General features: G+C 61.2%; 10 protein-coding genes. 6 read left to right on the plus strand and 4 right to left on the minus strand.

All coding sequences use genetic code 11. From position 1 onward, the window contains the following. Nucleotides 1-177 precede the first annotated feature (177 nt). Complete coding sequence (locus AC6H1L_RS03510) at nucleotides 178-2,490, plus strand: MGH1-like glycoside hydrolase domain-containing protein (RefSeq protein WP_497600167.1); 2,313 nt, start codon at nucleotides 178-180, stop codon at nucleotides 2,488-2,490. An 88-nt stretch (nucleotides 2,491-2,578) separates the two neighbouring features. Here AC6H1L_RS03510 and ftsH read toward each other — a convergent pair whose 3' ends face one another. Beyond that, nucleotides 2,579-4,918 carry an ATP-dependent zinc metalloprotease FtsH gene (ftsH, locus tag AC6H1L_RS03515; RefSeq protein WP_497600168.1) on the minus strand — a complete coding sequence of 780 codons (2,340 nt, stop codon included), beginning with the start codon at nucleotides 4,916-4,918 and terminating at the stop codon, nucleotides 2,579-2,581. Nucleotides 4,919-5,717: 799 nt separating this feature from the next. Here ftsH and AC6H1L_RS03520 point away from each other — a divergent pair. Together AC6H1L_RS03520 and AC6H1L_RS03525 are read left to right on the plus strand one after the other, a co-directional pair. Continuing rightward, the gene (locus tag AC6H1L_RS03520) at nucleotides 5,718-6,698 is read left to right on the plus strand and encodes a quinone oxidoreductase family protein (protein WP_497600169.1); all 981 of its coding nucleotides are present in this window, start codon (nucleotides 5,718-5,720) and stop codon (nucleotides 6,696-6,698) included. Between the two features lie 372 nt (nucleotides 6,699-7,070). Further along, nucleotides 7,071-9,596 (plus strand): AAA family ATPase, encoded by a 2,526-nt coding sequence (locus AC6H1L_RS03525; protein ID WP_497600170.1) that lies wholly within the window; start codon nucleotides 7,071-7,073, stop codon nucleotides 9,594-9,596. A 307-nt stretch (nucleotides 9,597-9,903) separates the two neighbouring features. Here the strand turns inward: AC6H1L_RS03525 and AC6H1L_RS03530 are convergent, their stop codons facing one another. Both AC6H1L_RS03530 and AC6H1L_RS03535 read right to left on the minus strand, forming a co-directional pair. After that, nucleotides 9,904-12,210, minus strand: a complete 2,307-nt coding sequence (locus AC6H1L_RS03530; RefSeq protein ID WP_497601499.1) for a Tex family protein — start codon at nucleotides 12,208-12,210, stop codon at nucleotides 9,904-9,906. A 231-nt stretch (nucleotides 12,211-12,441) separates the two neighbouring features. Continuing rightward, entirely contained in the window at nucleotides 12,442-14,022 is a 1,581-nt protein-coding gene (locus AC6H1L_RS03535; protein ID WP_497600171.1) for a serine/threonine protein kinase, read from the minus strand. Between the two features lie 842 nt (nucleotides 14,023-14,864). On the opposite strand from AC6H1L_RS03535, the gene AC6H1L_RS03540 reads away from it, so the two are divergent. The 3 genes from AC6H1L_RS03540 to AC6H1L_RS03550 all read left to right on the plus strand — a co-directional run bounded on the left by AC6H1L_RS03540 (nucleotide 14,865) and on the right by AC6H1L_RS03550 (nucleotide 18,793). After that, nucleotides 14,865-15,818 (plus strand): sigma-70 family RNA polymerase sigma factor, encoded by a 954-nt coding sequence (locus AC6H1L_RS03540; RefSeq protein ID WP_497600172.1) that lies wholly within the window; start codon nucleotides 14,865-14,867, stop codon nucleotides 15,816-15,818. Nucleotides 15,819-16,593: 775 nt separating this feature from the next. After that, nucleotides 16,594-17,913, plus strand: coding sequence for a serine/threonine-protein kinase (locus tag AC6H1L_RS03545; protein WP_497600173.1), 1,320 nt, complete (start codon nucleotides 16,594-16,596; stop codon nucleotides 17,911-17,913). A 157-nt stretch (nucleotides 17,914-18,070) separates the two neighbouring features. Beyond that, entirely contained in the window at nucleotides 18,071-18,793 is a 723-nt protein-coding gene (locus AC6H1L_RS03550) for a cytochrome c biogenesis CcdA family protein (protein ID WP_497600174.1), read from the plus strand. Between the two features lie 477 nt (nucleotides 18,794-19,270). Here the strand turns inward: AC6H1L_RS03550 and AC6H1L_RS03555 are convergent, their stop codons facing one another. Beyond that, a complete protein-coding gene (locus AC6H1L_RS03555) occupies nucleotides 19,271-19,573 on the minus strand; it encodes an anti-sigma factor family protein (RefSeq protein ID WP_497600175.1) in 303 nt (100 codons plus the stop codon). Nucleotides 19,574-19,824: the final 251 nt, after the last annotated feature.

The raw sequence follows: 19,824 nt of genomic DNA on the forward strand, positions 1-19,824 counted from the left end.
GGTTAGAGATCGTACTCTGTCAAGGCGCGGCACTGAGGCAAACAGAAGACATGCGCAGGTGGCAGCAGGCTGCTATTGGGGCTTGTCGGGGAGTCGGTCGGCGATCTATCATTGGGGCAGATGCCGCTAGCTGATGCGTTCAGTCAGTGAGGATGAGCAGAAAAGGACAGGGCACCGATGGTTCCTCGCGATGATTTTACGCCGTATGGGTATCTAGACAACCCTTTCCATAGCTGGAAGCTGAATCCAAGCGGTGTGCTCCGCAGTCGCCCGCCGCTTGGCATGGGCTGGCATGTGCCCAACCTGGGCAGCTACGTGCGCAACCAGTTCCAATATAGTGCTCATTTAAATATCGGGCTGGGCATTGACGATGATCTCCTGCTTATTACGCCGCAGGATTTCCAGCGCCAGAGCTGTGCCCTGAATAGTCCTCTCCATACAAAGAACCGCTTCGCCTATAATTGTATTGTTCCCTCGCACAATCTGCTGTTGCACGCTGTCTATTTTCTGGTTGAGGAGCATGTGCTTGGCTGCCTGCTCTCGCTGGTGACCACGCGCGAGTCGAAGCTGCGCGTGACCTGCTATATCCAGCACGAGCATATCCACAATCCCTTTACGAGCCGTCTGTGGGAGCATGGTCTTTATGGGCGTGCCCTGCCTGGGGGCAACCTGGCCATGCTGGGAATCGCCAGCGAAGGGGACGTCTTTATTCACGGCTGGGCGGCTCTCGACGAGGGTCCTGCGCCGCAGCCCGGCGAGGCGATCTACACGGTCTCTCAGGCTGAGCTGGCCGCCAGCCTGCGCGGGGCCGCTGTGGTTCCCCCCACGGTCACGCAGGCTGACCCAGAGACCGGCTGGCAGGTGCGCACGCTCACACTGCCGTGTACGTTGGAGCTGGCAGGTCCTGGTGAGGAGCGCCGTTTATTACTCTTGCTGGCCCGGGGCGTCTCTCTCGATGAGAGCTATCGCCGTTGGCGCGAGGCACAGGAAGGCTTTCAGACGGCTTTGAGGGAGCGCGAGCGCGAAGATGAGGCGTTCTGGACGCGGGCCCCTCAGCTTTCAGGGGATTGGCCAGCGACCTGGCGTCGCGGCTTCATTTATGATCAGGAGACGCTGCGCATGGTCGTTCGTCCTCCTTGTGGCCTGCTGAAAGGGCCGTGGGACGGTATGCAGATTCAGGCTCCGCGCCTGGTGCTGGCCGAGGCGGCCCTGGACGCCCTGGCGTTGAGCTATGCCGCCCCCGCGTTGGCGGAGGAGGTGCTCCTGACCCATTTTACGCAGGCGCCTCACGCCAATCTTCCGTGTATGCGTGAGGACGGCAGCTACAACATGGTGGCCGATGACGGGCAGATCTGTGGCACCGCCCCGGAGTGGGGCTATCCACTCTACTGCTGCGATCTACTCTTCCGGCGCAGCGGTAACCGCACCTGGCTCCGCCGTCTCTACCCCGCCGCTGCGGCTTACCTGCGTTGGTGGCTGGAACATCGCCGAGACGCCGAAGGCTGGCTGGTCTATGCCTGCTCGTGGGAGAGTGGCCAGGATGTATCGAGCCGCTTCGGGCCGCAGCAAACGGGGGGCACACTGATTCAACACGTGCGCCCGGTGGACCTGCAGGCCAGCATGGCCCAAGGCGCGGCGATTATGGCGCGCTGGGCCACGCTCCTCGCCCAGGAAGAGGATGAGGCGCAGCCTGGCTCCGTCGCCCCGTCCCTCAGCCGCGCGGAATGGCAGGCTGAGGCTGCCTGGTGGCAGCGTATCGCCGACGAATTTACCGTCAAGACGCGGCGCATGTGGCAATATGGCTGGTTTCGGGATTATGATGCCAGAAACCAACAGTGGTCGAGCGAGCGGGACGCCATGCATCTGGCGCCAATCTTCTGCGGCGCGGCTGGCTGGGGACAGATTGAACAGCTTCAGGAAGCGCTGCGCCAACCGCCGAGCCACAGCGGCGGCTGGGCTCCCCTCTGCTGGCCTCCCGTCGCTCTGACCGTTATCGGAGCCACCGACGCTGCCGGCCTGCCAGAGGTCGCAGCCGAACTGGCTAGCCAGTTTATTGCTGACGGCTATCGCCATCTTGATCAGCGCTCCTTTAGGCCCGAAGCGGGCTTACCGGGCGTGACCCGCGAGTATCGCCAGGCACGCTGGAGCGGTGCCACGCTTGAATATGTTCCGGCCGGCATTGAGGGCTACGGCTGGGGAGCGCTGGGCGTACATTTCTTGCTGCGCTACCTGCTCGGTCTGCGTGAAGAGGAGGCGGGCCAACTCACTGTACGGCCCATGCTGCCCCAGTCCTTGCGTCGACCCGGTAGCCGCTACCAGGCGGGACCAATCCAGTGGGGAGGCATAACCCTGCAGGCCACCTGCACTGTCCAGGATGCTGACCACTATCGCTTTCATTTGAGGGCCAGCGAGCCTGATCAGCCGCCAGCCGACTGGGAGTGGGTAGGTCGCTGGGGAGAGGCTCGCCTCATCCAGCTTACGCCTTCCTGATCGCCTTCTTCTGGGCCTCGCTTAGCTTCTTAGGTCTCGCTCAGGAGAGAGAAGGCAACGCAACAGATGGCGGCCAGAGCCGGACAGGCTACTCTTCCGACTCCCGTAGCAGGGCCTCGAACTCAGAGCGATCCAGATGCTCCCGCTCCAGTAAGGCAGCGGCCAGCCGATGTAGCTGATCACAATGCCTGCTCAAGATCGAGTGAGCCAGTGCCCGGCCCTCGCTCAGAATCCGTTGCACCTCGGCATCGATGAGAGCCGCCAGCGAAGTACTGATAGTGCCAAAGCCGCGTCCCGCCGCCAGACCAGCCCCTCTGGCCTGCACCTGCAGGCGCGCCACGCTGCTCGTGGAGATTGCAGCCGGCAACAAGCGAGCGCTAGCCGAAGATTCCAGGGCTAGCGTTGCTCCGCTCGCGCGTGCAGACACCGCCGACAGGGCAGCGCCGACCTCCTCGGCCCCGTGATCGGCAAAGATGACCCCCACCTGCTCGCTCATCCCCCAGCGGGTTACCATGCGGCGGGCCAGATCCGTTACCACCTGCAGATCGTTCTCCGCGCCCGTGGTCACGCGCTCAGGACCAAAGACCAACTCTTCAGCAACACGGCCACCGAGACCGACGGCGATGCGCGCCATCAAGTACTCGCGGCTATAGTTATAACGGTCCTCCTCTGCCACAAACTGGGTCACGCCGAGGCTTTGGCCACGCGGCAGGATGGTGACGCAGTTCACACGGTCCGCCTCCGGCAAATGGTAGGCGACAAGGGCATGGCCGCCCTCATGATAAGCGATAACGCGCCGCTCTTGCTCACTCATCACCAACGGACGCAGGATTCCCAGCTGCACGCGCGCCAAGGCCTCCTCAAAGCAAGCCTGCGTCACCGCCTCCAGGTCGCGGCGGGCCGCGATTAAAGCCGCCTCGTTCACCAGATTGGCCAGATCGGCCCCACTCATGCCCGTCGTCAGACGCGCCAGGCGCTCCAGATCGACATCTTCATGCAGCGGCGTCCGGCGAGTATGCACTGCCAGAATGGCTTGTCGGCCCGCTCGATCCGGCAAGGAGACCGTTATCGTACGGTCGAAACGTCCCGGGCGCAGCAAGGCCCGATCCAGAATATCGACGCGGTTGGTCGCCGCCAGGACAATCACGGCTTCGCGCTCGTTGAAGCCGTCCAACTCGACCAGTAGCTGATTGAGGGTCTGATCGCGCTCTTCGTTGCTGAAGACACGGACACCGCGCTTGCGCCCCACCGCATCGATCTCATCGATAAAGATGACACAGGGAGCTGACTTGCGCGCCTCAGCAAAGAGATCGCGCACGCGGCTGGCGCCGACACCCACAAACATTTCCACGAATTCGGAGGCGCTGATGCTGAAGAAAGGGACCCCGGCCTCCCCAGCGACAGCCTTGGCCAAGAGCGTCTTACCAGTGCCCGGCGGGCCGACCAACAAGGCCCCGCGCGGAATGCGAGCCCCCAGACGCCGGAAGCGCTCGGGAGAGCGCAGGAACTCGACGATCTCCTCCAGCTCAGAGCGCACCTCATCGATGCCAGCCACATCGGCAAAGGTCACAGGCGGGGCCGTTTTCACGCGGGCCTGCCCCATCCGTCCCCCGAGAGCATTGCTTCCTCCCCCGCTGCTCACCTCGGCCTGCGAGCTACCTCCTTTGCCGTTGCTCTCAGTTTTGCGCTCTCCTGGGCTTGAATGCCGCTCGAAACGCCGCGCCCGGCTCCGCCCCATACGGGTAATGCGCTCATCGAGGGCCCGCAATGGACGTGGATTGCGCAAGGAAAAGAGCACGAGCGTTAGAATCAAGCCCACCACTACGACAGGGAGCAGGTGCCAGAGCCACTGCAGCCAGACAGGGTTAGAAGCCGAGGGCAGAGTTGTCACAAAAACATGTTTTTCATTTAGAAGAGGCATAAGCTGCGGATCGCCCTCGTCAGGCAAGCGGGTATAGATCTGCCGACTCGCATCGACAGTTTGCGCCTGTGTCTGCGTGCTGGACCAGCTCGAGTAGTTGGCATTGGTACTAATTGAGCGAATCCAGCTTTGAATCTGAGTGGCCTGCGTCTGCGAAGAAGGCGGCTGCCCGGCGGGGGTCGACGAAGAGACCAGCAAGCCATACAGCGAGCGATCCTGCAGGACTACAGCCAGTACCCTGCCCGCCTTCACCTGGTTCACAAAAGCGCTATAGCTGAGCGCCGTCACGCCGCTCGGGGTCGTGTTCAGCGGCGGCGGCTGGAGCTGACTGGCCAAACCAAAGAGCAGCAGGATTAACGTCAGCAAAAGGGCGCCCGTCAACAGCCCGCTGCGCCGCGCCTGTATCCATGACAGCCATTTGAGCCGTTTGCTTCTCCTACTCCTCACACCGTTGCGTCGCCATGCTCGTTGCCACCAGCGCGCACGGCGACCACCCTTTTCTTCCATTCCTTCACCTCACCTGAGAAAGGCCGGCAAGCAGTCATCCGAGGAGTGTCTGAAAAAGATGCTCGCAGCCTTCCGTGTCCTTCATAGTTCATCGCATGTCTGCCAATGTTTCAATTGCAATGTTATGCCCTTTTCTTCCTGCCATAAGCGCAAGCAGGGAAGAGGCCAAAACGTCCAGGAGATGAAGATCGTATGAGTGCTCTCGCCCTATGTCGGACACGTGAAGATTGTACTGCTTCCCCCTGCCTTCCTCAGAGCTGAGGTGGGACTTTAGTACTTTCTTCTTAGGGAATATTATAACAAATTGTTTCTCTCCTTGCTATTACGTACCAAATTATCTCTCCTTAAGCGCCGGCTGCGCACGAGAGCTGGCGGGAGAGGGGCCAAAGCAATCGCCAGCCGTTCACCTTTGGCCCGCAGAACCGCTCTGCGGCGCAGCAACAGCGGCAGTTCAGGCAGTGAACAGCGGTTTTGCCGCCACAGCACCTTCTTTTCTTAGTTATAAACGACCCGACAAGGTTTCTCTGGTACCTGGACGACACATCGCTAGCCCGGCAAAGGCGGAGCGCGGCCTGCTACACCTGATCACCACCACGCCTATCCTGTCCATCCGTTCTGGCGCGGTAGCTCCCGCTATGGGATAGAATGAGAATGCGCCAGCCCTCGTCAGGCTTGCCCGTCGCCTCAGCCGGGCGAGCCGGCTTGAGAGGCTGAGAGCGACGGGCTTCCAGAGGGCGGGCAAGCTGCCTAGCTTGCAGCGATCTGAGCACGCAGTAAACGTGAGGGAGATATCCTGACCATGAAAGCGATCCGCATCCACGAAACCGGCGGACCAGAGGTTATGCGCCTGGAAGAGATCGAGGTCCCGCAGCCGCGGCGAGGCGAAGTACTGATCAAGGTCGCGGCAGCCGGAGTTAATTACGCCGACCTGGCGCAGCGCCAGGGCACTTATCTCACGCGTACGCGCACGCCGACAACGCTCGGTTTTGAGGTAGCCGGAACGGTTGCGGCCCTGGGCGAGGGCGTCAGCGCACCTGCGCCGGGCACGCGCGTGGCGGCCTTTGCCAATGGTGGCTATGCTGAATATGCCACAGCCAGGGCCGAGACGGTCTTTCCGATTCCGGAGTCTCTCGACTTCGTACGGGCCGCCGCTCTACCGGTCCAGGGGGTCACCGCCTACCAGCTTCTGCACGATTCCGCCCGCCTGCAGGCTGGCGAAAGCGTACTGGTACACGCCGCGGCTGGGGGTGTGGGGACCTTTGCCGTGCAACTTGCTCGCCTGTTGGGGGCTGGCCAGGTCATCGGCACGGCGAGCAGCGAGGCCAAGTTAGAGCATATTCGACGGCTGGGGGCTGATCAGGCGATCAATTATAGTCAGACGAATTGGGCAGAGCAGGTCAAGCAGGCTACCAATGGTCGCGGCGTCGATGTGCTGCTTGAGATGGTCGGTGGCTCAATCGCAGAACAAAGCCTGTCCTGCCTGGCTCCCTTTGGTCGGATGGTTGTCTATGGGGCCGCCAGCGGGCAGATTACGCAGTTCAGTGGTGTTCAATTGATGTATAAGAACCAGGCTATCATCGGCTACTGGCTCAGCGCCTGGCTTAGTCGCCCTCAACAGGTGGCTTTCGCTATGCAGGAGCTGAGTCGCTACCTGGCCGCCGGTCAATTAACGATTTTCGTTGGGCAAACTTTCCCACTCGAAGAGGCCGCTCATGCCCATCGAGCTATTGCAGAGCGTCGTACGACAGGGAAAGTTGTGCTGACGGTGGAGCCGCTGTAACCTCTTGACGAATCTCTTTAGGGGGGAGTTTTTGGTCGTATGCCTGGCGGTCCTGGCTTGCGGCGAGGGACGAGGCGCGCTTCCTTCCCGTCAAGGCCAGGGCCGCTTGGGCCAGTCGCTGCAACACTGGGATCTATCAGGCGTTTCTACTAATGGTGGTCTGAATAGCTGCCTTGATGCCGTGTTTCAGCCCAGTCCAGCCTAGGCCAGTTCAGCAATCGGCCAATCAGGCAGCTATTGCGGATCAGGCGGGAAGCACCGGGCAAGGGAGCAGACAGGCCCACAATTGGGGCGCGGTTGCAGGCGACGCGCCTGGGTCAGGTTTGCCTTTCATCCCCAACACTCGGAACAGGAAACATAGAGGTCTAGAGGATGGACGCCTTCCAGTTCGGTCAATGGTTCAGCAAACGACGGCGCCTCTGCGGTTGGCATAGCCAGCGTGCCTTGATCGAGGCAATCCGCAAGGACCCAGCGCTGCGCTCCCTGGGCATCTCCGAGGATTTTCTGGCGCGGCTGGAGGCTGGCCATCTCCACTATCCTTTCCGCGGAAAAACCAGACAGCGTGTGCTCGCCCTGGCTACCTTGCTCTGCCGAACGCCGCGCGAAGTGCAAGTCTATCAGCGCGCCGCTGGCCTGTACGACCTGAGTCCCCAGGAGACAGAGCTGCTCGCAACGCTCACCGAGCAATTGGGAGGCTCTTCTGCACCTGGCCCTGTGCTGCTTCCTCCTCGCCCTATTCATTTGATTGGCCGTAATCATGAACTTCAGCATCTCTTGCATGCCTTGCGCGAGGAGGGACCAGGCATCTATATTATCAGCGGCATGCCTGGCGTCGGTAAGAGCGCTTTGGCCGCCGAGCTGGTCCATCTGCTGGCCACCGATAGCAACCGCTATCGACGATCTTTCCCCGACGGTATTGTAGCCCTCAGCGCCAGAGGTTGCCAGGGCTTGCCCGGCCTCTGCACTCTGCTACAGCGTCTGCTTGCTATCCTCAATGTTCGCCAGGGCCTGGCCGAGCAGCCTGTGGAGGTGGTGGCGCAGCCTGCGGGGTCGTCGTCAGGGCAGGCGCCCTGCTCTGAGGCCGAGATGAGTGGCCTGCTTGATCAGGTGCGCCGGCAACTCGCAGGCAAACGAGCGTTGCTGCTATTGGATGATCTGGAATCGCCTTTCCCTTTGCGCCAGGCTGCGGAGGTCTTGCTCTCCTGTAGCTGTCACCAGGGGGAGTGTCTGGCCGAGAGCGGCGCCTATCTGACGGGCAGCAGCATGCTGGTGATCAGTCGCATCGTGCCACCGGCGACCGCTCTACCCACCCACCACTATCATCTAGAGCCGCTGGCCCCTGCGGACGCCCTGACTCTTTTTCTGACGCTCCTGGGACGGGGTTCGACGGCTTTGAGCACCAGCGAGCTGCAAGCCGCTGAGCGTATTTGCCGTGCCGTCGGCGGCCTTCCCCGTGCTATCGAGTTGGCTGCAACTGCGGTCGGCGCTGGCGTCTCCTGCGAGCTGCTGGCGGAGCGCCTTGCCTTGCACCCCCTCGATGGGTTGCTGGATAGCGAGGGCGAGCTACGCCGTTTGCTCGCCGAGGCCCTGGGGACGCTTCCCCAGGAAACGCGGGAGCTGTTGCTGCAGCTAGCTCCGCTGATGGCCCGCCCCTTTAGCCTGGCCGAGGCGGCAGACTGGCAGCAGCGTTGCCTGGGTGAGCCTCAGTGCAATTTGACATTGACAGACGAACCGTTCAGTGCCCCCCAACGCACATTGGCCAGTACCGCCGCGCACCTGGCCCGCCTGGTACGCAGTTCGTTGCTCGATCTCCTGCCGGAGACAGAGAGCATGCCTGGCGACAGTACCCATGAGCAGCGCTATCGCGTTCATCCGCTGCTGCGCGCCTATGTTCAGGAAGAGCAGCAGCGGCGGCAAGCCGCTTTGCTGGCCTTCGCCAGTGAGCAGCAGCATAATATTCCAGCCCTCAAGGGTCGCCAGGTCGAGCTCCTGACGGTCCTCTCCCAGGCGTACCAGAGTGGTCAGCATGAGATCTTTTTGCAGCTATTGCAGTCTTTACTGGGCCTGCTGGCGCACTTGCCCATGAGCGAGAGTGAGCCGTTGCTGCTACGCGGCATCGAGGTCAGTCAGGGCTGCGCCGCTTCGTTCCACCTTGCCTGCTTTTTGCAGCGCCTCGGCGCTCTCCACTTCTACCACGGTCAATTTCAGCAAGCTCACCAGCGCTTTGAGGAAAGCCTCCAGGCGGCTCAGCAAGCCCTTCAGCCTGGAGAGCCGCGCCCGGCTCTTCAGTGGGGCAGCCATCCGCGCAGTTACCTTGCCCGCGCCTGGTTCTATCTGGCAGCTCTGGCCAGCAGCGAAGGCGACCTGGCTCTCGCTCAGCGCTACATTAACATTTTTCTCCGTATCTGTCAGGAATGTGGAGATCTGCGCGGCACGATCGAAGCGCTCAAGCTCCAGGGACGCTATGCCTATCGCCAGGGCCGTCAGTCGGAGGCAAGCCAGGCGCTGCGCCACGCTGAGCATCTTCTGCGCTCACAGGAGCAGGTGCTGACGCTGCCTTATGACCGCGCCCTGCGTTTAGAGATTCAGCTCTTGCTCTGCCATATCCGTGGGAATCAGGCCGAGGCGCGAGCCTTAGTCGAGAGCTTGATCGCTCTGGCCAGCGACTATCTCGACCCCTACTTTGTGCCCGCGCTGGTCCTTGATGAGGCCGACTTCGCCTGGCGCCGCGGAGCCTGGGAGGAGGCGCATCTCTACGCGCTGCGCGCTATCCGCGAGGCCGACCGGCTTGGGGCCAGCTTTCTCCATCAAAAGGGCCTGGCTCTGCTGCAACGCCTCAGCGAACATGAGCCGCGATTGGCAGCCAAACCGACGCGTCCCCTGCAGCTAGGTGACTGAGGCTACGCGCTCCGCTCCAGAAAGAGACTCCAACGAAGACGGCTGCTAAGGAGCCTGGCCCTCGCTGGTGCCTGCGAAGGGTTGCGCTCCTCAGCAGCCGACTCCGAGCTTTACTATAGGGCATGCCAGCGCGGGCTGCTGCAGAAAGACGGCCAGTGAGCGCGGAAAGGGCGCGTAACTCTGGTCTTTTCGAGATCACCTGCGCCCGCTTCTCTGGCCGGTCCAGCGACCAGCGTCAGAGCGCGGAAGCGCTTCGCTCTTCGCCTGACAAGGCGCAGGTGATTAAGTAAGTAAGAGAGTGGGCGGCTTAGTGAGAGCGAGTGGCCAGGCCCCGCATGCTGAGCTGGATTTGTTCGCGCTGCAAGTCGACGGCCAGGACGCGCACTTGAACTACTTGCCCAACAGCGACCACCGCCAGAGGATCACGGACATAATGGTCCGCCAGCTCCGAGATATGGACCAGGCCATCGCGCTTGACGCCGATGTCGACAAAGGCGCCGAAGTCGACCACGTTGCGCACTGTGCCCTGAAGTACCATGCCCGGCTTGAGGTCCTCCAGTTTCAGAACGTCATGACGCAGGATGGGAGGAGGCAGCTCATCGCGCGGGTCAAGCCCTGGTTTTTCTAGATTGTCTAAAATATCGAGGAGCGTCGGCAGACCTACGCCGATCTTGCGTGCAATCTCGGCCCAGGCCGCTTGTTCAGCGTCAAGTTCTCCATCGCCGCTATGCCGCCGCCGGCTGCGTCCCAAGGTGCTCTGAAGCTTGACCAGGCGCCGGAATTGGGCGACGCGCTCCGCCGGCTTGAGCGCTCCGTCTGCGCCATCAGGCAGCATCTGTAGCAGGGCGCGCGCCGCCGGATAGCTCTCGGGATGGATGAAGGTATTATCCAGCATCTCAGTGCCATTAGAGATCTTCAGGAAGCCTGCAGCCTGCGTAAAGGTAGCTGGCCCCAGCCCGGGCACCTTCAGCAGTTCCTCGCGCGAGCGGAATGGCCCGTGTTCCTCACGGTATTTGACAATCGCAGCGGCGACACGGCTATTAATGCCAGCGACATGCTTGAGGAGAGCCGCCGAAGCTGAATTCAGATCAACGCCTGCAAAGTTGACGCAAGAGACTACCACCCGCTCTAACATCTCGGCCAGGGCTTTCTGATCAACGTCATGCTGATAGAGGCCAACTCCCAGCGCTCGCGGATCGATCTTGACCAGCTCAGCCAGTGGATCTTGCAGGCGGCGCGCGATCGAAATAGTTCCGCGCTGGGTAGCGTCCAGCGTTGGAAACTCCTGGCGAGCGATCTCGGAGGCCGAATAGACTGAGGCGCCAGCCTCGTTGACAATCACATAGCCAATCTCGCCGCGGCGGCCTGTCTCAGCCTCTAGCTCGCGGATCAAGCTTGCTACCAACTGCTCGGTCTCGCGCGAGGCCGTACCATTGCCGATCGCTATGACCTTCAAGTCGTACTCGGCAATCAGACGGCGCAGGGTCTGTTTCGCCTTCTCCTCCTGATGCAGATAGATGGTATCTGAGGTCAGATACTTGCCGGTCTCGTCGACGACTGCCAGCTTGCAGCCAGTGCGATAGCCAGGATCAATACCCAGCACCTTGTAGCCGCGCAGTGGCGGCTGTAGCAGGAGATGGCGCAGGTTGGCCGCGAAGACCCCGATCGCATGTTCTTCGGCCTTGCGCGTTAGCTCAACACGTACCTCGCGCTCCATGGCCGGGGCCAGCAGACGTTTATAGCCATCTTCGATGGCCTGAGCAAGTTGACTGGCAAAGGGCGAAGTCTCCTTGAGAGGATAGTACGCAGTAATAGCGGGACGCGCCTGCTCGTAGTCCAGCGTCACGCTGACGCGCAGCACTTCCTCACGCTCGGCACGGTTCAGGGCGAGGACACGATGCGGGACCATACGATCGACGCTTTCATGGAAGTCGTAGTAGATACGGTAGGTCCCTTTAGGGTCCTTCTGGGCCAGGGTGTCGGGATCAACTGGGCGAGCGCTGACTACAGCCTGCTTGAAAAAGAGGGCGCGTACGGCACCACGGACGTTGGCATCTTCGGCGACGATCTCGGCCACGATGTCGCGCGCGCCCGCATAGGCTTCTAGCGCTGTCTCAATCCCCTTCGCGGGATCGAGCAGGGGCCGAGCCTGCTCCTCCAGGACGCTGGCCGGATCGCCAGGCAGCTCGGGCTGCTGCAGAATCAGCTCCGCCAGCGGCAGCAGCCCTTTCTCACGCGCCACACTGGCACGGGTCTTGCGCTTGGGCCGGTAGGGGAGATAGAGGTCCTCGACTTCCTGCAGCGTGCGGGCTGCCATGATCGCCGCTTCCAGTTCTGGCGTGAGCTTTCCCTGAGCGGCGATTAAACGACGTACATCGGCTTTGCGCTCAAAGAGCGCGCGCAAGGCCGCGGCCCGGTCGGCAATGGCCTGGATCTGGACCTCATCGAGGCTGCCCGTGACCTCCTTGCGGTAGCGGGCAATGAACGGGATCGTATTGCCTTCATCGAGCAGGGTGAGGGTGCGCGCGATCTGCTCGCTGGAGAGTTGCAGCTCGGCGCTCAACAGGCGCGCTAATTCGGACAGGGGGAGAATCTCCTCATCTGCGCTCTGCATCATGCTTGTGCTTGGATCAGTCACATTCACCGGAATACGTGCCACCTTCTGTCTGTGCTCGTGTTGGTCTGATCAGGTTAGGGTGAGCCGGTTCTAGCGGCAGCAACCCGCGCCTATGATACCATAGCCGCGGTCTCAGGCCAGCCTCTTCAGGCCCTTTGTCCGCTCTCTCATCTCTCGCAAGCTCCATCCCGGCTCTGCTCCTCCACCTCCATCTCGCCCACCAGTCAGCTAGCCACTCCGTGGCGCCCAACGGTTGAGAAAAGCCCTCCTCCCGAGCAGGCCCCCAAGCCAGCCGAGCACCATCGCCAGCAAGAGACCTCCACCAAGGTAGAGCAGAGGACCGGGAAGGCGCGAGCCAGCCCCCGGTGAAGGCAACGAGAAGAGCCAGGGTGCTACCTGGTGCACAATGCGCGTTAGTTCACGCCCGATCTGAAGGGGAATTCCTTGTTGACTGGCATGTAGCAGATCGCTTTGAAGGCGCTGCACGACAAGGATCAATAGGCCCAAGCCAAAGACGAGCCAGAATATGAGTGTGCTGCTAATCCCAGCCCAGAAGCCAGCTCGCGCCCCACGCAGCGAGCTGCCTCCGCGACGGGTCGTCATAAAGCCAGCCAGCAGATAACACAGCCAGCCAAGCAGCAGCGACAGTAGCAGCGCTTCCTGCGTGCGCAGCAGCAGCACCAGGAGCGCCGAGCTGATCCCTTGCACAAGCCCCCAGAGACAGCCTTGCCCCATTGGACTGGGCAGCGGCTGGGGAGGTGCGACCATGACCGCCTGGGCCCCCTGACCAGGGCGAGTGTGGTGAGGAGACACCGCCGCTCTTTGCGGACTGGAGGGGGCCGACGGCGAGGGAGAGGGGTAGAGCGGCCTCGCCAGTGGCGGCCCTTTGACGATCACCGCCGGGCCTGCGCTGGGCCGTCCGCCGGCGGCTGGCCCTGATCCAGCTTGTGGCTCTCCAATGACACGCACCGTTGGATCAGCATAACCTGTGAAGAAAGCTCGCCCCTGCAGGGCTTCGGCAAACTCCTGCATCGAGCGAAACCGTCCCTCGGGATTGAGTGCCAAACCCTTGAGCAGGGCCTGCTCAACCTGAGGTGAGATCTGTGGGTTGAGTAGACGCGGCGGCTGCAGCGTCTCACGCAAGCTGCGACTGATGGCCGAAGGGGGCTTAGTCGCTGTCAACAGGTAATACATCGTGGCCGCCAGGGCATAGATATCCGACTGGGGCGTCGTCGTCCCTGTGTACTGCTCCAGAGGACTAAAGCCCTCAGTCACGGCTTTGATCATCGTCTGGCTGGCGGTGGCAGGATCGTACAGCTTGGTCACGCCAAAATCGACCAGTACAGCGTAACCTTCGACCGTCAGGATGATGTTGGCCGGTTTGATATCGCGATGGACCACCGCCGGCGTACGGCTGTGCAGCTCCTGCAGCACCTGCATAATGGGCAGGAACCAGGCCAGTACCTCCTGTTCGCGACAGGGAGCGCCTCGCGCCTGCATCAACTGAAGCAGGTTCTGCCCCTCGATGAGCTGCATGACCAGATAGAAGCGCCCTCCCTCCTCAAAGGCGTCATAGACCTGGGGAAGGTGCTTGCTCCTAATGGTAAAAAGGATGCCCGCCTCCATCAGCGCCTGACGTCGCGCCGCCGGGGTCACATCATAGGTTTCTTTAATAGCGCAAGGACGGTCGCCCTCGCTGGTATCGATGCCGCGGTAGACCGAGCCAAAGCCACCACGGTTAATCAGGCCGTCGATAATATAGTGGCCTCCGACGACCGTCCCAGATTTCAAAGGCAGGGGAAAAGTCATCTCGTGGTCCTTCTCCCGGGCAACACCCAGCAGCAGATTGCCGGCAGCTTCGGCTCAGGCCCCAGGCCTGTGCTCCAATGCGCATATCACTGCCTGCCATCGCCTGGCGTCTTGTGCTGCCCCAGCCAGCACCGGCAGCGGCCTGGAGCGAACCGCACCGGCTTGCCGCTAACTTCAGATTCCCCATTCTATTGTACACCAGCAGTTGCAGAGCAAGAGCCACAGCCGGCGATCAGCAGGAGCTTCGGGGCACGGCTGAGATCCTGCCTTCTCGTCCGCGCACCGGCCCCATCGTCCACCAGAGCAGCCGCCAACGGCGCGCTCTCACAACACGCTGGCAGCCAGGGCCGCATTTCTCTGGCTTCCGCCAGGATGGCATTTCCTCTGCGCGGCCCTCGTGCTATACTGGAGAGAATAACGCACCGTAGAGCGATGTTATAAATAGACAGAGATTGCAAGCAAGGGTCCGGCTTGCAATCGTGTACCAGTATGGTACAATGAGGCCATGCTCAACCGATCTGGCAGGAAAGGGAGCCTGTTCCGGGGCCGGCTGGGAGAACCAGAGGATTGATGAACAAAGGCAGGCGGGGACAGGTGAGCCCAGGCAGGGAGGCCGCAGATAGCGGCAACGCCAGCGAGCTGATCAGAGCCGGAACAGGCAGACGATTCACCAGATGCGGTGAGCGTTCGTACAATAAGAACAGAGTAGATAGAGTTGCAGCACGTTTACTTCCTTTCCTGGAGGAAGGGACTGTCTGTCACTCTTGCGGCGATCCAGCAGGCCGACCACAAGAGAGGATTATACCGCTCCCTGCCCCGGGTAGGGAGACAAGAGCAGGTACTTGGAACGAAAAGTGATGTTCGACGCCGATAAGCCGACCGAGCCAGAACGCGAACTCATACCAGAGCCGGAGCCGGAACCGGAACCGGAGCCAGAGCAGGATGAGGATGCGGACCTGACCTCGCTAGCGCAGAGCGATAGCCTGCGCCTCTACCTCCGTGAGATCTCTCGCATCCCCCTGCTTACCCCAGCGCGCGAGGCCGAATTGGCTGAGCGGGCTGAACAGGGCGATAGCGATGCGCGCAACCAGCTCATCATGGCGAACCTCCGCCTGGTGGTCAGCATCGCTAAGAAATACGTAGGCCAGGGGCTCTCCCTGGAGGACCTGATTGGCGAGGGCAATATCGGCCTTATTCGCGCTGTCACCAAGTTCGACTACAAGAAGGGCTTCCGCTTCTCAACGTACGCCACCTGGTGGATTAAGCAGGCGATAACGCGAGCGATTCTTGAAGGGACGCGCGTGGTGCGCCTTCCTGTCTACATTATGGAGGAGGTCATGCGCGTCAAGCGGATCATGCGCCAGCTTTACCAGGAGATGGGAAAGGAGCCATCGCCCGAGAGTATCGGTGAGCGGCTCGGCATGAGTCCTGAGCGCGTCAACGAGCTCCTGATCTGGGCAGAAAAGGTCTTCTCGCTGGATGCGCCTCTTTCCGATGAGGAGGAGAACACGTTGGGCGATATCATCGAGGATGCTCGCGAGCGGGGGCCAATGGAGGTCACCAATCAGCAGCTGCTGCGTGAGGAGATCAGGAAGGTGCTGAACCAGCTCACGACCCGCGAGCGCCAGGTGATCGAGCTCCGTTTCGGCCTCATCGATGACCATGACCATACGCTCGAAGAGGTGGGCCGCAAGCTGAAAGTCACCCGCGAGCGAGTGCGCCAAATCGAGGAGCGCGCAATCCGCAAGCTGCGCCATCCCCAGGCCAGTCGCTACCTGAAAGATTATCTCGACTGAGCAGGATGGCGCAAGCCGGCTGGATCGCAGCAGGCCCCACCCAGGTCAGGATGAGGCTCGCATCGAGGCCGGCCTTCAGGGAGACCGATCGGCCCTATGCCGGCACCCACTGGCTCGCCTCTCTTCTTACCGCGTAGTTAACCGCGAGCAGAGCAGAGCACGGCAGGGCGGGACAGGACAGGAAGGAGCAGGCCCCTGCGCCGCAATCGGCATGACATGCATGCCCATAGTAACCACTAGCCTGTCCTGCCTCCGCCTCTTCTCTACTTCAGTGCGCGCCGCGCCCATGCCGCCCCACTGCCGAGCCTCTCTCTTGAGACAAGAAGGAAGATGGGTGAATAGAAACAATACTGTTGTTACACAACCAAACAGAGAGGACATGACTTTTGGGGCAACTCTTCGCCTCCCTGTAGATGCACTCCCGTCGAAGAACGTAAATAATTATGTCAGCATCACCGCCATGCTCTGACAGAGAACGGCGCCCAGCGCCGGCTGAGTTCTGAGTTGAGCTGACGAGCGCTTCTCTTCAGGCTGGCGGGCCGGGTCTTTTTCTTCTCTCTGACCTGCTGCCTGGTCACAGGTTGCGCCTTGTCCGCCGTGGGCGAGCCTCCAGGACCAGGCGGCTGGAGGCTCATTCAGAGAGAGACCGGTCATTGCAGGAACGCAGAAATGGAGGGGGCACCGACCTCCCGCTCAACTCTGGCTGGCGTCGCCCGGCTTCGCGCCGAAGTCGCCTGAAGGCCCTGGTTGGCAGAGCGTCGGTGCGTTCACGCACATGAATGAACTGGCAGGACAGAGTCTGGGTGGCTACCTGTTGGAAGAAGAAATAGGGCGTGGTTCGATGGGGATGGTGTACCGCGGCAAGCAGTTCGCGCTTGGTCGCGATGTCGCCATTAAGATTCTGCCTCATGCCCTGGCCAAAGACACGTCTTACGTCGCGCGCTTTATCCGCGAGGCCCGTATCATTGCCGGGCTGAACCATCCCAACATCGTACAGATCTACGATGCTGGCGAGCAAAAGGGCGTGCTCTATTTTGTGATGGAGTACGTGCAAGGGCCAACCCTGGGAAGTTTGCTACGCCTGGATGGCCAGATCCCCCAGCATCTGGCTGCCGAGTACGCGGCCCAGATCGCCGATGCGCTCGATTGCGCCTACAGCGAGCGCAATGTTATTCACCGCGACATCAAGCCAGAAAATCTGATGTTGGACCGTTGGGGGAAGATCAAGGTGATGGATTTTGGGCTGGCACGTGCCCCGGGGCTGCAGCGCATTACAGTGGCGCGGACATTGGTAGGCAGTATCTACTATGCTTCACCAGAACAGATCTGGGGACAGCCATTAGATAATCGCAGCGATATCTATGCTCTCGGTGTGGTTCTCTACGAGATGGTGACCGGCCAACGCCCTTTCAACGGGCGCACGCTGCCCGAGGTGACTCAGGCTATCACAAGCGGTCAGCTTCGCCCGCCGTCCTGGCTTAACCCCCAGCTCGCGCCGGGCCTGGAGCAGATTATTTTGAAAGCGCTGGCCCGTGATCGGACTCAACGCTATGAACAGGCGCGTCAGATGGCCCAAGAGTTGCGCGCCTTGAATCTGAAGGCTGAGGAACTACCGCCGCCTCCAAGCGGGGGGCCTCTCTCGCCTCTGCCTCCAACGAACCCGCGGGCGTTCGCTGTGCAGCCGCCACGCCGACCGCGCCTGGCCGAGCCGCGGCCCTCATTCAGCGAGTGGCGGGCCCAGCGCTCAGTGGCTCAGCACTCGTCTGAGCTGCTTCCAGATCGGCCTGGTTCACCAGAGCCAGGCGCTGTCAGAGAGTGGCACCAGGCTCCCAGTCCCGGTTACGCCTCGCTGCCGGAGCGGCCTCTATCGGCGCCAGGCTCGTTTATGGCGGCTGGCGCTGCCGCCAGCCCCAGCCCCCCATTCGGGAGAGGAGCGAGTGACCCAGATCTGCCGGTAGCAGACGATCAGTCCGAAAAGGGTGGCCTCTGGCACCAGCTTCAGCGCTTACTCGGGCGCTCAGGCACGGGAAGAGGAGGAGGGCCAGAGCCTGGTTCCCCTATGCCGTCCGGCGATGGCTATGCTCACAGTGGTTAGTGCTGCCTGACCCGCTCTGCGACTCATTCCTCTGCCAGCAGTGCCATCGTTGCCTTGCAGGCAGGCGCTTTCTTCGCTATACTACGAGCGATCGTTCGACGATCAGACCGGATCTTATCCGAGCTGAGTGCTTCGTCGCTTGAGGAGAAGACGTTTTATGGGATCGCAAGTGAGTATTGGTGTCGCCTTTCTGGCGGGACTTGCTTCCTTTCTCTCGCCCTGTGTCTTGCCTCTGGTTCCAATCTATTTGGCGCAGTTGGTGGGCGAGAGTGTCTATCAAGCAAGTCGCGAGGGAGGCAACCCGGCGGCACGCCTGACGACCTTTTTCCATGCCGCGCTCTTTGTGTTAGGTTTCACCTGCGCCTTCGTGGCCCTCGGAGCAACTGCCAGCGCGCTTGGGTCCTTTCTGCGGGCGAATCAGCTCCTGCTGCGTGAGATCGGCGGCGTTCTCCTTGTCATTATTGGTCTTCATCTTACGGGTTTGTTCCAGCTTCCGCTGCTCTCACGGCAGAAACGCTTTGAGTTTCGCCCATCGCGTCCCGGTCCGCTGGCCTCGTTTATCATCGGGCTGGTCTTTGCTATCGGCTGGACTCCCTGCGTCGGGCTGATTTTGGGCAGCATTCTCGGTTTGGCCGCCAATGCCGCGACCTTGCGCGAGGGCGTTCTCTTGCTGCTTAGTTACTCATTGGGTCTGGGCCTCCCGTTCTTGTTGCTCGGGTTGGGCCTTAATCAGGTCAGCGCAGCTCTCAAGCTCCTCAAGCCGCATCTGGGGAAGATCGAGGTGGCTACCGGGGTCATCATGGCTCTGGCCGGTTTGGCCATCTTCTTCAATTTGCTGCCCGCGCTCAACCATTATTTTAACTGGGGCCTGAGTCTTTGAGGGCTGACAACGCTGCCGTACCAGTCCGCTGCCACCTCTACACGGGCCGGATCGCGGTCAGCGACTGGTCAGTCAGTTAGCGTGGCTGGGTCTCTTGCTTTTCCAGGCCAGGCCAGGCCGCGCGCGCAGGGCGTGGGCGCCCTAAGTGGGTCGGGTAGATTCTTGCCTACTCTGGGAAAGAGACGAAGCCGGTGAGGAGACTACTCCTTCCTCCTGTTCTTTAGCGGGCAGGGGTCGCGGATGTCTCCGCGCCGGCTCACTTATTCCGCTTTCACGCCACAGGCCAGGTTCGCTACGGCGCGTGCACCCATAAGCAAAAGGGAGAACATACCATATACCAGACAGGACCAACGCCGACAGACAGGCCAGGCCAGCCACCTCAGGCGCAAGAGACAGGGGAACGGTACACTGCGGCTGTCTGTGGGGCTCAGTCTGTCTGACTCGCTGATTAGTCAACGAGCCAACTAGCCAGCCTGCTCACTCGACAAACTCTTCCAGAGCGATATCTGCTCTCAGCTCCATCTCAAGCTCGGGATCAAGTTCCAGCGGCTCACCCGGGGGCGTCTGGGCAATGCGCATCACGGCTTCGCGCAGATGAGCAGGAGCCCGCTCAATGGTACAGCGTTCATGAATCAGCCTTCTAAGACGCTCATCAAAGCGAAAGCGGCTCTCACATTGCGAGCAGCAAGCCAGATGCTGCTGGACCGTGATAATCTCCTCGGCGCTGAGTTCCCGGTCAATATACAGATGGAGACGAGCTATCGCTTCAACGCAATTCATGGTTGTTCACTCGCTCTCTCTCCTGAAGTATCGAGGCTGGTTTTCTTATCTGTTCATTTTAACAGAGGGCAAGGGGATTTTCATTCCCCAGGGAACTGCTTCCTTGTTCTCGCTGGCTCATCCAACCTCCGCTTTCCGGCCACTTCACCCCATACGCTAGCGTCTGACGCTCCAGCCAGGAGAGCGGCAACGCCAAAACGGTTGACCAGGCTGCCCTTTTCTGGTATGTTGTCCACAGGGGACTGAGAAAA

It is taken from the genome of Thermogemmatispora argillosa, assembly GCF_059696725.1.

Bases quoted from the DNA above. Each gene is read 5' to 3' on its own strand.
- AC6H1L_RS03520 (WP_497600169.1), top strand. From the start codon at position 5,718: ATGAAAGCGATCCGCATCCACGAAACCGGCGGACCAGAGGTTATGCGC.
- AC6H1L_RS03510 (WP_497600167.1), top strand. From the start codon at position 178: ATGGTTCCTCGCGATGATTTTACGCCGTATGGGTATCTAGACAACCCT.
- ftsH (WP_497600168.1), bottom strand. From the start codon at position 4,918: ATGGAAGAAAAGGGTGGTCGCCGTGCGCGCTGGTGGCAACGAGCATGG.
- AC6H1L_RS03530 (WP_497601499.1), bottom strand. From the start codon at position 12,210: ATGCAGAGCGCAGATGAGGAGATTCTCCCCCTGTCCGAATTAGCGCGC.
- AC6H1L_RS03525 (WP_497600170.1), top strand. From the start codon at position 7,071: ATGGACGCCTTCCAGTTCGGTCAATGGTTCAGCAAACGACGGCGCCTC.
- AC6H1L_RS03555 (WP_497600175.1), bottom strand. From the start codon at position 19,573: ATGAATTGCGTTGAAGCGATAGCTCGTCTCCATCTGTATATTGACCGG.
- AC6H1L_RS03535 (WP_497600171.1), bottom strand. From the start codon at position 14,022: ATGACTTTTCCCCTGCCTTTGAAATCTGGGACGGTCGTCGGAGGCCAC.
- AC6H1L_RS03550 (WP_497600174.1), top strand. From the start codon at position 18,071: ATGGGATCGCAAGTGAGTATTGGTGTCGCCTTTCTGGCGGGACTTGCT.
- AC6H1L_RS03545 (WP_497600173.1), top strand. From the start codon at position 16,594: ATGAATGAACTGGCAGGACAGAGTCTGGGTGGCTACCTGTTGGAAGAA.